The organism is Billgrantia tianxiuensis (assembly GCF_009834345.1).
GTDB classification, from domain to species: domain Bacteria; phylum Pseudomonadota; class Gammaproteobacteria; order Pseudomonadales; family Halomonadaceae; genus Halomonas; species Halomonas tianxiuensis.
In genome coordinates this window covers 4,444,885-4,459,004 of record NZ_CP035042.1, presented here as the reverse complement: position 1 = coordinate 4,459,004, position 14,120 = coordinate 4,444,885, and the positions used below count along the sequence as shown (strand labels likewise).

At 65.7% G+C, this 14,120-nt stretch carries 14 protein-coding genes; 9 read left to right on the top strand and 5 right to left on the bottom strand.

The features are described 5' to 3' along the window. Positions 1–129 precede the first annotated feature (129 nt). Positions 130–726, top strand: coding sequence for a methyl-accepting chemotaxis domain-containing protein (locus EKK97_RS20835; RefSeq protein ID WP_159554867.1), 597 nt, complete (start codon positions 130–132; stop codon positions 724–726). Between the two features lie 150 nt (positions 727–876). Here EKK97_RS20835 and EKK97_RS20830 read toward each other — a convergent pair whose 3' ends face one another. After that, positions 877–2,112, bottom strand: coding sequence for an E22 family MetX-like putative esterase (locus tag EKK97_RS20830; protein WP_159554865.1), 1,236 nt, complete (start codon positions 2,110–2,112; stop codon positions 877–879). Positions 2,113–2,270: 158 nt separating this feature from the next. Here EKK97_RS20830 and EKK97_RS20825 point away from each other — a divergent pair, with 158 nt between their 5' ends. The 6 genes from EKK97_RS20825 (at position 2,271) to EKK97_RS20800 (ending at position 9,227) form a co-directional block, all read left to right on the top strand. Beyond that, on the top strand, positions 2,271–2,798 hold the full coding sequence (locus EKK97_RS20825; protein ID WP_159554863.1) for a retropepsin-like aspartic protease family protein: 528 nt from the start codon (positions 2,271–2,273) through the stop codon (positions 2,796–2,798). A 21-nt stretch (positions 2,799–2,819) separates the two neighbouring features. Then, positions 2,820–3,791, top strand: a complete 972-nt coding sequence (locus EKK97_RS20820) for a YihY/virulence factor BrkB family protein (protein ID WP_159554861.1) — start codon at positions 2,820–2,822, stop codon at positions 3,789–3,791. A 14-nt stretch (positions 3,792–3,805) separates the two neighbouring features. After that, positions 3,806–4,846: an NAD(P)H-dependent flavin oxidoreductase gene (locus EKK97_RS20815; RefSeq protein ID WP_159554859.1), complete on the top strand. Its 1,041-nt coding sequence runs from the start codon at positions 3,806–3,808 to the stop codon at positions 4,844–4,846. A 44-nt stretch (positions 4,847–4,890) separates the two neighbouring features. Further along, entirely contained in the window at positions 4,891–6,621 is a 1,731-nt protein-coding gene (locus EKK97_RS20810; protein ID WP_159554857.1) for a VRR-NUC domain-containing protein, read from the top strand. Continuing rightward, positions 6,618–8,942 (top strand): ATP-dependent DNA helicase, encoded by a 2,325-nt coding sequence (locus tag EKK97_RS20805; protein ID WP_234287215.1) that lies wholly within the window; start codon positions 6,618–6,620, stop codon positions 8,940–8,942. The genes EKK97_RS20810 and EKK97_RS20805 overlap by 4 nt, the downstream gene beginning before the upstream one ends. 105 nt (positions 8,943–9,047) lie before the next feature. Further along, positions 9,048–9,227, top strand: coding sequence for a PLDc N-terminal domain-containing protein (locus EKK97_RS20800; RefSeq protein ID WP_159554855.1), 180 nt, complete (start codon positions 9,048–9,050; stop codon positions 9,225–9,227). A gap of 39 nt (positions 9,228–9,266) precedes the next feature. Here the strand turns inward: EKK97_RS20800 and EKK97_RS20795 are convergent, their stop codons facing one another. From EKK97_RS20795 to EKK97_RS20785, 3 genes are all read right to left on the bottom strand, one after another. Further along, a complete protein-coding gene (locus EKK97_RS20795; RefSeq protein ID WP_159554853.1) occupies positions 9,267–9,473 on the bottom strand; it encodes a DUF3565 domain-containing protein in 207 nt (68 codons plus the stop codon). Positions 9,474–9,500: 27 nt separating this feature from the next. Continuing rightward, positions 9,501–10,031 carry a GspH/FimT family pseudopilin gene (locus tag EKK97_RS20790; RefSeq protein ID WP_159555892.1) on the bottom strand — a complete coding sequence of 177 codons (531 nt, stop codon included), beginning with the start codon at positions 10,029–10,031 and terminating at the stop codon, positions 9,501–9,503. A 121-nt stretch (positions 10,032–10,152) separates the two neighbouring features. Further along, positions 10,153–10,416, bottom strand: coding sequence for a PP0621 family protein (locus tag EKK97_RS20785; protein ID WP_159554851.1), 264 nt, complete (start codon positions 10,414–10,416; stop codon positions 10,153–10,155). Between the two features lie 98 nt (positions 10,417–10,514). Between EKK97_RS20785 and EKK97_RS20780 the strand changes: the two genes are divergently transcribed. Continuing rightward, the gene (locus EKK97_RS20780) at positions 10,515–12,146 is read left to right on the top strand and encodes an NAD+ synthase (protein ID WP_159554849.1); all 1,632 of its coding nucleotides are present in this window, start codon (positions 10,515–10,517) and stop codon (positions 12,144–12,146) included. A 72-nt stretch (positions 12,147–12,218) separates the two neighbouring features. Here EKK97_RS20780 and EKK97_RS20775 read toward each other — a convergent pair whose 3' ends face one another. Further along, the gene (locus tag EKK97_RS20775; protein ID WP_159554847.1) at positions 12,219–13,040 is read right to left on the bottom strand and encodes an outer membrane protein assembly factor BamD; all 822 of its coding nucleotides are present in this window, start codon (positions 13,038–13,040) and stop codon (positions 12,219–12,221) included. A gap of 119 nt (positions 13,041–13,159) precedes the next feature. Between EKK97_RS20775 and rluD the strand changes: the two genes are divergently transcribed. Then, a complete protein-coding gene (gene rluD / locus EKK97_RS20770) occupies positions 13,160–14,119 on the top strand; it encodes a 23S rRNA pseudouridine(1911/1915/1917) synthase RluD (RefSeq protein WP_159554845.1) in 960 nt (319 codons plus the stop codon). Position 14,120 lies beyond the last annotated feature (1 nt).

The window sequence follows — 14,120 nt, the reverse complement described above, 5'->3', positions numbered from 1 at the left end:
GGTATCGTGATGGATAGCCAGCCAGGAGAAGTCGATGCCACATGACATTACTGCCCCGCGTTTAGACGCTCCCCGCGAACCGCTCGCCCGACCGATGCAGACCGACCTCTCGGGGAGGTATTCGCCGGATTGATCAACCTATCGGGGCGCCGGCGTTTCACTTCCCAGCGTCTAGTTCTCTATGCCGTGCTGGCCGCCCAGGGGCATCCGGGAGCGCTGGATACGGCGCGCGATGCACTAAAATTGTTCCGCGACGCGCATCTTGCCCTTATCGAAGGCAAGAATGGACATCCCGGTGTCTTCTGCGAGGAGTTGCACGATGCCTATTTCGGCGCCTTGGATGGCGATCGCATCATCGCTGAGTTCTTGGCTCTGGCCGAGCGCGTGCTGAACGCTCTCGAAGCTGGCGGTGACGTGCAGATCTGGCTCGATGAGCTGATTCGCTCGACCACGCCGCTGCTTGCGGTGCTCAACCAACTGACCCAGGTTTACGAGGAACTCTCTCAGCGCCATTCCATAGTTCTACGGTGCCAGGCGCGTGAGCTGCTCGGCACTATCACCTCCATTGCGCGCCAGGCGCGTATCGTCTCCTTCAATGCGCAGATCGTCGCCTCGAGTGCCGGTCAGGCCGGCCGAGCGTTCGCGGTGATTGCGACCGAGTTGTCCGGGATTACGGGCGAGATCGACAAGTTGGCCCAAGAGGCGCTGGGCAATGCCGCGTCCTGAGACGCCGGGCAACAGCCCCTCGGCGCACCGAGGGGAAGGGGAGAGCTGAAGGAATGCTCGCCAGCCAGGCGGGTCTTTCTCAGCGGCCTGCTAGGCCATGGGGATCTACGTGCGCTCCCTGGCGGGCTGACGCGTCAGGGAGCGGGCGCCTCACTCAGCGAGGAAGTCGCGGATGCGTTCGCCGGCCTGGTCGATGGCAACCACACCGTCCAGGTGGCCGCGCTTGCCCTCGAGCGTTACGGTCTCCACCTCGGTGCCACCGGCTTCGATCAGCTCGGCGGTCTGGCGCACGCCTTCCGGGGCAAAGACCAGGTCGCTCTCGCTGTAGAGAATCAGGGTGGGTGCCTCGATGCGAGCCAGGCCCTCCTCGAGGCTTTCGCCATGCCCGGTGAGGAACGCCTGGTTGGCCTTGACCAGGTAGAGCAGGTGGTTGGCATCGGCCAGTTCGGCGCGGGAGGCGGCGATACCGTCCAAGGTCTGCTCGATGGCATAGCGCGCCTCGAGTTCGCGGGTCGGGTCGGCGTCCTTGTCGGCCCAGCTGCGATCGAAGGTTTCGTTGGCCCACTGCCAGTGGTTGGCGTTGAGGGTAACGAGCTTGAGCGACTCGCGCAGGCCGTCCAACGGTGGCTCGCCATCATAGTAGTCGCCCCCGTTCCAGTTGGCGTCCAGGCGGATGGGGGCGGCCCAGGCGCTGAGGGTGGCGAGCAGCCAGGGGTCGGCAACACCGCCGCCGATCACCGGGATCAGTCGTTCGACCTGCTCGGGATAGGCGCTGGCCCATTCGTAGGCCTGTAGTGCGCCCATCGAGGCGCCCATCACGGCGTGCAGCCGTTCGATACCCTGGCTCTCGAGCAGGGCTTTCTGAACTTCCACGAAATCGCGGATGGTGACCAGGGGAAAGTCCGTTCCCCAGGGCTCGCCGGTGTCGGGATTGGTGGTAGCCGGGCCGGTGGTGGTCACGTTGGGGGCATGAGCGTTGAGGTTGACCAGCGTATCCGAGGCGATGACATAGTACTCATCGGTATCCAGCGGCTTGCCGGGACCGATGATGGCATCCCAGTAGCCGGGCGCTTCGTCGTCCTCGGCGTAACGGCCGGCGGCATGGCTGGTACCGGAGAAGAAGTGGGTGATCAGGATGACGTTGTCCTTCTCCTCGTTGAGCGTGCCGTAGGCCTCCCAGCCGACACGGAGCGGGGCAATGGTCTCGCCGCTGACGGTAGTGTAGGCGTCCATTTCGAAGACCTGCTTTTCCACCAGCCCATCCCAGGCCACTGCCGAGGCGCAGGCGAGCGGCAGGAGCATGGCCAGGGCGATGCCGGCCAGGTGGCGGGCGTTGCGGGAATGGCAGCGAGCCAACGTGGTCGAAGATTCGATGCTGTCATGCATGGGGCTATCCTTGTTCTTATCACGTCATTGTCGAACGGCGATGGCACCCGGCGAGTGCCGTGGCATACGCAGCCAAGGGAAACTTGGCGCTCCTCAGTACAGACAGCGGACTCGCAGGTGTCAAAGCGGCTGGCCGCGCTTTTCCAGGAGGTGGGTCGATGAGGCGAGAGGGCGGTTCGGTACGGCGTGCCGGAATGGGCATGATGCTGCTGTTCTGGGCAGCGTTCATCGGTTTGGGCAGTTGGTGGTTTCACGGTTTCCTGGAAGCCCAGCGCAATCCCAATGCGCACCTGGTCAATGCCGTGAGCGGAGCGGACGAACCGATCGTGCTCGAGCGCAACCGTTCGGGACACTTCGTCGCCACCGGACGCATCAACGGCGAGCCGATCGAGTTCCTGCTCGATACTGGCGCCACTTACGTGGCCGTACCCCTCGGATTCGCTGAGCGACTGGGGTTGGAGCGTGCGGGCTCGGCCTGGTTCAACACCGCCAACGGGCGCGTGCGTGGCGACCTAACCTGGCTCGACGAGGTCAGCCTGGGAGGCTTCTCCGCCACCGAGGTGCGCGGTTCCATCAGCCCGGGGCTCGAAGGCGAGGTGGCACTGCTGGGCATGAGCTTCCTCAACCGGTTCGACATCGAGATCCGCGATTCCCGTATGGTGCTGCGCCCGGCGGGACAGCCGTGAGGAGGAGTTCCGAGGAGAGGTATGGCGAAATTGTGGCGAGGCAGGAAAGCCGAAGCCCCCCACCAGATACCCGGGCCGGGATGGCTGGACGTGGTCTGGCGAGTCAAGCAGCAGGCTGCCGATGACCGCGTCAACATGTTGGCGGCAGGCATCGCCTTCTACGCGCTGCTGTCGCTGTTTCCCGCCATTGGGGCGGTCATCTCGCTATGGGCGCTGGTCTTCGATCCCGCGGAAATCACTGCCCAGATCGGTGAACTCAGCCGCTTCATGCCCCCCGGTGGCGCACGCTTGATCAACGAGCAGGCCCGGGAGGTTAGCGAGAACACCGACACCGGCCTCAGTCTGACGGCCCTGGTTGGCCTGGTGGTGGCGATGTTCGTGGCTTCGAAGGGGGTACGCGGGCTGCTGGTGGGTCTCAATGTGGTCTATGGCGAGGAAGAGCAGCGCGGTCTGCTGCATCGCATGCTGGTGGTGGCGGCGCTTACCATTGGGCTGATCGTAATGTCGCTGGCGGCCACCGTGTTCGTGGCGATCTATCCGCTAGTCGTCGGCTGGCTCCTCCTGGATGGTCCGCTCGTCACCTTGATCACCTGGCTGCGCTGGCCGGCCCTGCTACTGATGATGATGTTCGTGATTGCCGTGCTCTATCGCTTCGGGCCCTACCGGAGTTCGCCGCGCTGGGAGTGGGTCAGCGTGGGTACCGTGGTGGCGACGCTACTCTGGCTGCTTGGCTCGGGCGGGCTATCGCTCTACGTGAGCCAGTTCGCCAACATGGACGAACTGTACGGCTCGCTGGGTGCGGTGGTGGTACTGATGTTGTGGTTCTGGCTCTCCTCGTTCGTCGTATTGCTCGGCGCCGAGATCAACGCTGAAATGGAGCGACAGACCCGCCGCGACACCACGGTAGGCGCGCCTCGCCCCATGGGCGAGCGGGGCGCCTATGCGGCGGATACGCTGGGACCGAAACGTCCCTGGCAACGCGACGAACGATAGCAGGGAGGAGCAGCATGAGCCTGACTCGCCAGCTCGGCATCGAATTTCCCATTCTTCAGGCGCCGATGGCCGGCGTCCAGGGCGGCGACCTGGCCGTGGCCGTGTGCGAGGCAGGCGGTCTGGGCGCTCTACCCTGTGCGATGCTCTCGCCCGAGGCCATGGTGGACGAACTCCAGCGCATTCGTGCCGCCACCGCGAAGCCGCTCAACGTCAACTTCTTCTGCCATGCCCCACCGGCGCCCGATGAAGTGCGCCTGCAGCGCTGGCACCAGGCGCTGGCGCCCTATTACGCCGAATACGGGCTTGATATCGACAACATAGCGGCGGGGGCCGGGCGGCGTCCCTTCGACCATGAAGCCTGCGATGCTCTCGCGGCGTTTCGTCCTGAGGTGGTCAGCTTTCATTTCGGCCTGCCGGAGCCGGCGCTGGTCGAGCGGGTCAAGGCATGGGGGGCCGTGGTGCTGTCGTCCGCCACCACGGTCGAGGAGGCTTGCTGGCTCGAGGCGCACGGCGTCGACGCGGTGATCGCCCAGGGCGCTGAAGCAGGCGGCCACCGTGGCATGTTCCTCAGCGAGGACGTGACTAGCCAACTGGGCACCTTTGCCCTGCTGCCGCAGGTGGTGGAGGCCGTGTCGGTGCCGGTGGTCGCCGCCGGCGGCATCGCCGATGCCCGTGGTGTCGCCGCAGCCCTTGCCCTGGGTGCCTCTGCCGTCCAGGTCGGCACCGCCTTTCTCTGCTGCTCCGAGGCCACGACCTCGACGCTTCATCGGCAGGCCCTGTTGAGTGAGGCGGCACGCCACACGGCGTTGACCAACCTCTACACGGGGCGGCCCGCTCGCGGCATCCTCACCAGGCTGATGCGCGAACTCGGTCCGCTCAGCGATGTGGCGCCGGCCTTCCCCCTGGCCACCTCCGCCATAGCGCCGCTGCGTAGTGCCGCCGAGGCGGCAGGGAGTAGCGACTTCTCGCCGCTGTGGGCCGGTCAGAATGCCAGTGCCTGCCGCGAGATACCGGCGGCCGACGTGGTGCGCGCACTCGCTGCAGGTCTGCGCTGAGTATCGAGACTGGCAGTGCCTCACAGGGCTGATATCATGGATGCATGAACAGTATTCTGCGCCCTGTCTCGGCGACCGCTTCGCTCGACGATCCCTTCTACTACTTGGCGAACTTCCGCTTCGTGCTTGGCTGGGTGCACGAGCATCACGCCGAGCTGCTGACCGCGGAGGAGCAGGGCTTTCTCACCACGTTCGAGGCCTTGCCGCAGGCGGCTCAGGCCTTGCTGGTGCGCATGGTGATGCGCAAGGGCGAGCACTTTCGCACCGGCAAGCTCGCTTACGCCGAGATCGGCGACGTCGACAGGGCGCTTGCGCCCCTCGCGTCAGCGGGCTGGGTCGAGACGGACCCGGCGATATCACTCGCCGAGCTGTTTCGGCTGCTGCGCCTGGCCGAGCTGCGTCAGGCGCTGGCAAGCGAGATGGCCGATGCCGGGCTCTCGTCCAGGGCGAGCAAGACGGTACTGTGGGAGACGCTACAGCCGCATTTGAGCCAGGTGCAGCGGCTGACCGAATGGTGGCCCGCCGCCGGCAAGATGCTGGGCGGTGAGCGCATCGTGCGCTTGACCGTAATGCCCTGGTGCGACCGGCTGCGGCTGATGTTCTTCGGCAACCTGCGCCAGGATTGGGCCGAGTTCGTGCTTACCGAGCTTGGCCTGCAGCGCTTCGAGCAAGTCGAGCTGACACCCGGCTCACGAGCCTTTCACCGCCGTGAGGAGGTGGACGTTTACCTGACGCTGCATGAGCTGCGGGAACGGTTGGAACAGGGGGAGTCGCCCGAGACGCTGATGGCCGAGATGCCGGTCGTGCCGGCTGAGAATACTTGGCTGGCGCAGCGGCGTGCCAGGCTGGCGTTCCTGCTGGGCCAGACAGCCGAACGTGGCGGGCAGGAAACGTTGGCCCTGCGGCTCTATGCCGAGAGCGGCGACGGCCCGGCCGGCCAGGTAGAGGCACGCATTCGCCGCCTGCGGCTGCTGGAGCGGCGGGGTGAGCATCGCCAGGCTCATGCCCTGGCCAGCCGGGCGTGGGCATCGGCCGTTGGCGAGCAGGAGAACCAGGCGCTGGCACGCTTGCTGCCCAGGCTCTGTCGCCGGCTGGGGCTGGCGCCACCACGCCGTGCAGTCGAGTCATCCCCACCACGACTGGACCTGTGCCTGCCTCGCGCCGGTGAGACTCCGTCAGGTGTCGAGCAGGCCGTGGTCGAGCACCTCAGCCGTCCCGAGGCGCCGGTCCACTACGTCGAGAATACGCTGCTGACCGGCCTGTTCGGCCTGCTGTGTTGGCCGGCGCTATTTGCGCCGCTGCCCGGGGCTTTCTTCCACCCTTTTCATAGCGGGCCGGCGGATCTCTATCGCGACGATTTCGTCGCGCGCCGCCGCGAGCGGTTCGAGCGTTGTCTGGCTTGCCTTGACGAGGGCACCCATGGCGAGGCGATATGGCGCACCTGGCGCGAAAAACATGGCGTGGCATCGCCCTTCGTGTTCTGGGAAGGGCTCGACGAGACGCTGCTCGAACAGGCGCTGGCCTGCATTCCCGCCACGCACCTGCGCGCCTGCTTCGAACGCCTGCTGAGCGACCTCAAGACCAATCGCGCCGGATTGCCCGACCTGATCCAGTTCCTGCCCGGAGGCGCCGAGCCTCGCTATCGGATGATCGAGGTGAAGGGGCCCGGCGACAGGCTGCAGGACAACCAGCGCCGTTGGCTGGCGTTCTTCCGGGCTCAGGGGATCGACGCCTTGGTCTGTCATGTGACCTGGCAGCAGGACGCGGCGCCATGAGTGATGCCATGGATCGTGCCGAAACGCCGCTCTACCGGGTGGCCGTGCGGGCGCTGTGCGACTTCACCGCCCGCGAGGGCGACCTCGACCACCGCTTCACGCCTTCGCCCAGCGCTCGCGAAGGCATCGCCGGCCATGCGCTGGTGACGGGGCGCCGCGGCAAGAGCTACGAGCGCGAGATCGCCCTGAGCGGCCGCTATCGCGGTCTCGTGGTCAGCGGGCGGGCCGACGGCTTCGATCCGGCGAGCAACCGCCTCGAGGAGATCAAGACCCATCGCGGCGACCTGTCGCGCATGGCGCACAATCAGCGAGCCCTGCACTGGGCCCAGGTCAAGGTCTACGGGGCGCTGCTGTGCGCCGAGCGTGGGCTCGAGTCGCTGACCCTGGCGCTGGTCTATTTGGATATCGCCAGCGAGCGCGAGACGCTGCTGACCGAGGAGGCCAGCGCCAGCGAGCTCAGCGCCTTCTTCGAGGCCCAGTGCGGGCGCTTCCTGGGCTGGGCCGAACAAGAGGCGCAGCACCGCCAGGCGCGCGATACCGCCCTGGCTGGTCTGGGCTTCCCCCACGACACCTTTCGCCCCGGGCAGCGGGAACTGGCCGAGAGCGTCTACAAGGCAGCCGCTACCAGGCGCTGCCTGCTGGTGCAGGCGCCGACCGGCATCGGCAAGACCGTGGCCACGCTGTTCCCGATGCTCAAGGCGATGCCGCGACAAGGCATCGACCGGCTTGCCTTCTTGACCATGAAGACGCCGGGCAGGCGCCTGGCGTTGGACGCCCTGGCCCGGCTGGGCGCAGCCGACGCGGACAGTCAAGAGACCCAGCTGCGCCTGCCGCTGCGGGTGCAGGAGCTGGTGGCACGCAGCAAGGCCTGTGAGCATCCCGACAAGGCATGCCATGGCGATGCTTGCCCGCTGGCTGCGGGCTTCTACGACCGCTTGCCGGCCGCCCGCCAGGCCGCAGTTGCGCGCGGCTGGCTCGACCGCGAGGCGCTGCGCGAGGTGGCGCTCGAACACCGAGTCTGCCCTTACTACCTGGGCCAGGAGATGGCGCACTGGAGCGATGTCTGTGTGGGCGACGTCAATCACTACTTCGACGCCTCGGCGCTGCTGCATGGGTTGGCCCAGGCCAACGGCTGGCGCCAGGCGCTGCTGGTGGACGAGGCTCACAATCTGGTGGAGCGTGCGCGCAAGATGTACAGCGCCGAACTGGACCAGCGCGCACTCAGTCGCCTGCATCGTCAGGCGCCGGCGACGCTGGTCAAGCCGCTCGGCCGGCTGGTACGCCAGTGGCAGGTTCTGGTGCGAGAGCAGGGGGGAGGAACCGACGAGGGCCGGCCGGGCCAGCCCGCTTACCGAGTGCTGGAGGAGCTACCGGGGCGATTTCTCGGTGCGCTGCAGCAAGCGGTGGCAGCCATCACCGATTATCTGGCCGAGCACCCGGGTGGGGCCGACCCGGTCCTGCAGGAGCGGCTGTTCGAGGCTTTGGCGTTCATGCGTCTGGCCGAATCGTTCGGTGACCACTCGCTATGCGATCTCACCCTGTATGGCCGTGGTCGGGCGCTGCTCGGCCTGCGCAACCTGGTGCCGGCGGACTTCCTGGCGCTGCGTTTCACCCAGGCACACAGTGCGGTGCTGTTCTCGGCGACCCTGAGCCCGCCGGGCTATCACCGCGACCTGCTGGGGCTACCCGGCGATTGCGTCTGGCGATCGATCGCTTCGCCCTTTCACGCCGACCAGCTCGAAGTGCGCATCAACAGGGACATCTCGACACGCCTGCGCGACCGCCAGGTCTCGCTCGATCCCATCGTGGCAGAACTCGTGGGGCAGTATCGTTCGCGTCCCGGCCTCTACCTCGCTTTCTTCAGCAGCTTCGCCTATCTGGAATCGGTAACGCAGCGACTGGCGCAGCGGCATCCCGAGCTGCCGCACTGGAGCCAGACCCGCGGCATGAGCGAGGCCGAGCGCGACGCTTTCCTGGCGCGCTTTCGGGCCGGGGGGCAGGGCATCGGCTTTGCGGTGTTGGGTGGGGCTTTCGGCGAGGGCATCGACCTGCCCGGGGAGCGACTGATCGGCGCCTTCATCGCAACGCTGGGTTTGCCTCCGTTCGATGCCTTCAGCGAAGCGCTGAAGGCCAGGTTGGACGCTCGCTTCGGCTGTGGCGATGCCTATGCCTATCGCATACCTGGGCTGATCAAGGTGATTCAGGCCGCCGGCAGGGTGATCCGGGGGCCGCAGGATCGCGGCACGCTGGTATTGATGGATGATCGCTTCCAGCAGCGCGAGGTGCGCAAGCTGTTACCCGAATGGTGGCGAATGGCATAAAGCACGCTACCTTGATTCACATAACGCTACAGTTTCGGATTGTTACTCATGACGCTGCGTGCTAGTTCTTGAATCAGCACACACTGCTGGACAAGGAGATGTCGAATGGGAATCGAAGTGGGCGGCCTGTTGGGCCTGATCTGGCTGATCATCCTGGTGTGGGCCATCGTCAAGGTGGCGAAGAGTCCTGCCGGACCGATCGCCAAGCTGCTGTGGATCATCGTGTTGCTAGTGTTTCCACTGGTGGGGCTGATCATCTGGCTATTGATGGGGCCAAAGGGCTAGGCCAAAGACTGGCGTGCCTTACTCCGTGGCGGCCGGCGTTCAGGGATTGTCGCGAGGTTCTCCGCGGTCGCATTTCATGCACTCCAGCGCCAGGCCGAGGCGCGAGCGGCGTCCGGCCTCCGTCGTGACCCAGGGGCGCTCTATCCAGGGCGGCTGGTGGCGGACGTGCTGGTTGTGGCCGCACTCGAGTTCGGCGACCCAGTGATTCTCATCGTCCTTGTGATAACCCACGATGGCTTGGCGCATGGACACTCCTGCACAGGTGCGGTGGATTCAGCAGCTCATGCTTCCACCGCTGCGCAGCCGACCGAAATTGCTGAGTACCAGTTGGGCGCCATGGTCCTGATGTCCGCATATGCGGAAGGTGCCGTTGTGGCCCGCGGGCCTTCCCAGGGCGCCGTAACGTACCGGCTTGCCATCCTGGCGATAGCTGACGCTGACTCCGCGGCCGCCGGCTTCGATGACTCTCAGCAGGGCTCCCTCGGCGAAATCGGTGCCCGTCAGCGGGCCGAGTACGATGGCCAGCGGAGCGCTCCAATCGTCCATGTTGCAGCGCCGGCGGTCGGGGCTGGGACAGACGATGACGACGCTGCGCCGCGTGATGGCCGTGTTGCGCCCCAGAGAGAGTGCGACCCGCAGTCGATGCGCTTCGGCGGCCACCTCCTGGCGGGCGCTCATTGCCTGCAGGCCCGGCACTGCCCAGCCTATCAGCACGACACCCAGCGCGATGACGACCAGCAGCTCGATGAGGGTAAGGCCACATTGGCGTGAAGCGTTGCCGGTCAGGGCATGAGCAGCGTCCATGGAACTCTCCCGGAGTGATGCCTCGTGGTCATTAAGCACACACTCTAGTCGAGCCTGGAGTGGCGTCTATCAGCCATTGCCGATAAGGCCTGTAGGCGATTGCCGTCACGCCATGACGGTTTTACTCCTCGGGGTGCTGTTCCTGGAGGAAACGATCGCGATGGGCGCTGCTACAGAACCATTCGCCCTGTTCGCGCAGGGCGTCGGCTTCCGGTACGTGCACTTTGCACCAGGCGCAGCGTACCATCTGGCCGCCCTCTTGCTGCGACTCGCTGTCCAGTGCTTCCTCACGGTCGAGCTTCCATTGGCGGTACATGCGATAGAGCTGGAGGCCGGCAAAGAACAGCACGGCGAAGATGATCAGGCGAATGAGCAATAGGTTCATCCTTATCCTTCTCCCAGATGGGGGCTAGCGGCTTTGCCAGCCGGGCGCCCTTGCGGGACAATACAGTGACCTCGGATTCTCAAGAGATTTCTACGCCCATGCAAGATTTGACGCTGGTAATGGCGCAGCTGGACCCACTGGTGGGGGACATCCCCGGCAACGCCGAACGAGCCATCGAAGCCGTTCGCGAGGCGCGCATCGAACATGGTGCCGATATCGTGGTGTTCCCCGAGCTTTTCCTGAGCGGCTACCCTCCCGAGGATCTTTTGCTGCGTCCTTCCATGGAGACCCGTTTGCGCGAGGCGCGTTCCCGCATGGCCGCGAAGATGTCGCGCGACGTGTTGGTGATCATCGGTTATCCCGGACGGCGCGAGGGGCTCGGCTACAATCTGGCCGGGCTGCTCTACAACGGCGAATGGATCGGCGAGTACGCCAAGCAGGCGCTGCCCAACTATCAGGTCTTCGATGAGCGCCGCTACTTCGCCACCGGTGAGCAGAGCCTGGTGATCGAGCACAAAGGCGCCAAGCTTGGCATCTTGATCTGTGAAGACATCTGGGACGGTGGCCCGGTGCGGGCGGCCCGCGATGACGGCGCGGACATCCTCGTCACGCTCAACGCCTCGCCTTACCATCAGGATAAGCCGGCCGAACGCCTGCGCCTCCTGGAGCAGCGCGCGGCAGAGGTGTCGCTGCCACTGGTTTATGTCAATACCATCGGCGGCCAAGACGAGCTGGTGTTCGACGGTGGCTCGGCCTGTGTCGACGCAAGCGGCCAGGTGCGCGTGGTGGCGCCCTACTGGCAGGCGGGGCTGATGCCGGTACAGTTCGTCCAGGAGTCGGGCGCCTGGGTGCCACGCGAGGGCGAGATCGAGCCCATGGAGGAGCCCGAGGAGAGCCTCTACTGTGCGCTGGTCAGCGGGGTGCGCGACTACGTCAACAAGAGCGGCTTCGAAGGCGTGGTGCTGGGCCTCTCCGGCGGTATCGACTCGGCTCTGTCGCTTGCCATCGCCGTGGATGCCCTGGGGCCGCAGCGGGTGCATGCGGTGATGATGCCGTATCGCTATACCGCCGACATGTCCCAGGAAGATGCCGCCGAGCAGGCTCGGCTGCTCGGCGTGCATTACGAGGTGCTGCCCATCGAGCCCATGGTCGACGCCTTCATGACAACGCTGGCCGAGACGTTCGCCGGTACCGAGCGCGACACCACCGAGGAGAACCTGCAGTCGCGCTGCCGCGGCGTGCTGCTGATGGCGATCTCCAACAAGAAGGGCCTGATGGTGCTGACCACAGGCAACAAGAGTGAGATGGCGGTGGGCTATGCCACGCTCTACGGGGACATGGTGGGTGGCTTCAACGCGCTCAAGGACGTCTACAAGACCTGGGTCTACCGTCTGGCACGATGGCGCAACGAGCAGTCGCCGGCGATTCCCGAGCGAGTGATCACTCGCCCACCCTCGGCCGAGCTGGCGCCCGATCAACAAGATACCGACTCGCTTCCCGACTACGATACGCTCGATGCCATCCTGGCTCGCTACATCGAGGGTGACATGAGCGCCGAGGCCATCATCGAGGCGGGCTTCGACCGCGATGACGTCTATAAGGTGGTCAAGCTGGTCGATCGCAGCGAATACAAGCGGCGCCAGGCGCCGGTCGGCGTGCGGGTGACGCCGCGAGGATTCGGTCGCGACCGTCGCTACCCCATTGTCAACGGCTGGCAGCCCGGCGACTGACAACGCTGGCAGGCCAAACGCAAGAACCCGCGAGCAGGCTCGCGGGTTCTCCGTCTCGGCCCGACGAATGAATCAGGCGGAGAGCGCTTGGGCGCGCACGTGCTGCGGCTGAAAGGTGCGGCCGCGCAGGCGGTCGTTACCGGGATCGTTCTGAATCAGTACCTGCAGCACTTCACGCGCACGGTCGCGCATGTCGAGTCCCAGGTAGCCTTCGACCATCACCGCCAGTGCATCGCGGGTGGCTTCGGCTTCCGGATAGTTCTCGATCACCCAGCGGCCGCGCTCGACGGCGGCCAGATAGGCGCCCTTGCGCAGATAGAAGTCGGCGACGTGCAGCTCGTGGCGTGCCAGCACGTTGCGCAGGTAGACGATACGCTGCTCGGCGTCGGGAGCGTATTCGCTGTCCGGATAGCGCGACACCAGTTCGCGGAAGTCGGAGTAGGCGTCGCGAGAGGCACCCAGGTCGCGCTTGGAGATGTCGATCAGGCGCAGGCGCTCGAGGCTGAAGCGGCCCGCTTGCCAGGAGGCCAGTCCGCGCATGTAAAGCGCATAATCGGCCTGGGGGTGCGTGGGGTGCAGGCGGATGAAACGGCTGGCGGCGGCGCGGGTGGCCTCCCAGTCCTGGGTCTCGTAGTAGGCATAGATCAGCTCGAGCTGGGCCTGTTCGGCGTGGCGGCCGAACGGATAGCGCGTGTCGATGGCCTCAAGACGCGAGATGGCGGTGGTATAACGTCCGCCCTCGAGCGCATTGCGTGCCTCTTCGTAGAGCTGTTGTTCGGCGACGCCTTCGAACTCGTCTTCTTCTTCCGTGGCCGACCTGCCAGCACAGCCGGTGACCAGAGCGGTTACCAGAAGCAGGGTGACAAGGCGTGTAGCGATGGGGGAAACGCGCATCGTGATCCTCGTATCTAACAACCCGTGTCGGCCATGGTAGAATTGGCCACAACCCGTCCACTATAAAGCACCTTGGGTAAAAACGCAGTCCGAGGATGCTCTTCAGCGACAACCTTACTATGCCCCAGACCGTGGAAGCCCAGCAGCGCGTGCCCATCTCCCTGGCCGGGAGCCGTCTCGATCAGGCCGCCGCCGAACTTTTCGCCGAGCACTCCCGCGAGCGCCTCAAGGGGTGGATCAAGGAGGGTGCGCTCACCGTGGACGGTCGTCCGGGCAAACCCAAGGACAAGATGGCCGGCGGCGAGTGGCTGCAACTGGCGGCCACGCTCGAGGAGGAGGTGCGCTTCGAGGCGGAGGCGATCCCGCTCGAGATCGTGTACGAGGACGATGCGATCCTGGTGATCGACAAGCCGGCTGGTCTGGTGGTGCATCCGGCCGCCGGCAATCCCGACGGCACCCTGCTCAATGCCCTGCTGCATCACTGCCCGAGTCTGGTCACGGTGCCGCGTGCCGGTATCGTGCACCGGCTGGACAAGGACACCACCGGGCTGATGGTGGTGGCCAAGACGCTCGCCGCCCAGACCGCCCTGGTGGAGCAGCTCCAGGCTCGCACGGTATCGCGCGAGTACGATGCGGTCTGCGTTGGCGTAATGACTTCCGGCGGGACGGTGGATGCTCCCATCGGTCGTCATCCCAAGGATCGCAAGCGTCAGGCGGTGCATGTCAGCGGCAAGCCGGCAGTCACCCACTATCGCGTGGTCGAGCGCTTCCGCGCCCATACTCACGTGCGTTGCCGGCTCGAGACCGGGCGCACCCACCAGATCCGTGTACACATGGCCCATCGGCGCTTCCCGCTGATCGGCGATCCGGTATACGGTGGTCGGCTCAAGCTGCCGGCCGGGGCCAGCGAGGAACTCAAGACGCTGCTGCGGGAGTTTCCCCGGCAAGCGCTGCACGCCAGGAAACTGGCCTTCCTGCACCCCGCCAGCGGCGAGCCGGTCGAGTTTCGTGCCGCGCTGCCCGATGACCTGCTGCTGCTGATCGACTACCTGCGTGACGACCACGAGGCCATGCGCTGAG

Excerpts from the sequence above, each read along its gene's own strand:
- EKK97_RS20830 (WP_159554865.1), bottom strand. The coding sequence starts at position 2,112 with ATGCATGACAGCATCGAATCTTCGACCACGTTGGCTCGCTGCCATTCC.
- EKK97_RS20785 (WP_159554851.1), bottom strand. The coding sequence starts at position 10,416 with ATGAACCTATTGCTCATTCGCCTGATCATCTTCGCCGTGCTGTTCTTT.
- EKK97_RS20790 (WP_159555892.1), bottom strand. The coding sequence starts at position 10,031 with ATGGACGCTGCTCATGCCCTGACCGGCAACGCTTCACGCCAATGTGGC.
- EKK97_RS20815 (WP_159554859.1), top strand. The coding sequence starts at position 3,806 with ATGAGCCTGACTCGCCAGCTCGGCATCGAATTTCCCATTCTTCAGGCG.
- EKK97_RS20795 (WP_159554853.1), bottom strand. The coding sequence starts at position 9,473 with ATGCGCCAAGCCATCGTGGGTTATCACAAGGACGATGAGAATCACTGG.
- EKK97_RS20810 (WP_159554857.1), top strand. The coding sequence starts at position 4,891 with ATGAACAGTATTCTGCGCCCTGTCTCGGCGACCGCTTCGCTCGACGAT.
- rluD (WP_159554845.1), top strand. The coding sequence starts at position 13,160 with ATGCCCCAGACCGTGGAAGCCCAGCAGCGCGTGCCCATCTCCCTGGCC.
- EKK97_RS20800 (WP_159554855.1), top strand. The coding sequence starts at position 9,048 with ATGGGAATCGAAGTGGGCGGCCTGTTGGGCCTGATCTGGCTGATCATC.
- EKK97_RS20820 (WP_159554861.1), top strand. The coding sequence starts at position 2,820 with ATGGCGAAATTGTGGCGAGGCAGGAAAGCCGAAGCCCCCCACCAGATA.
- EKK97_RS20805 (WP_234287215.1), top strand. The coding sequence starts at position 6,618 with ATGAGTGATGCCATGGATCGTGCCGAAACGCCGCTCTACCGGGTGGCC.
- EKK97_RS20825 (WP_159554863.1), top strand. The coding sequence starts at position 2,271 with ATGAGGCGAGAGGGCGGTTCGGTACGGCGTGCCGGAATGGGCATGATG.
- EKK97_RS20780 (WP_159554849.1), top strand. The coding sequence starts at position 10,515 with ATGCAAGATTTGACGCTGGTAATGGCGCAGCTGGACCCACTGGTGGGG.
- EKK97_RS20775 (WP_159554847.1), bottom strand. The coding sequence starts at position 13,040 with ATGCGCGTTTCCCCCATCGCTACACGCCTTGTCACCCTGCTTCTGGTA.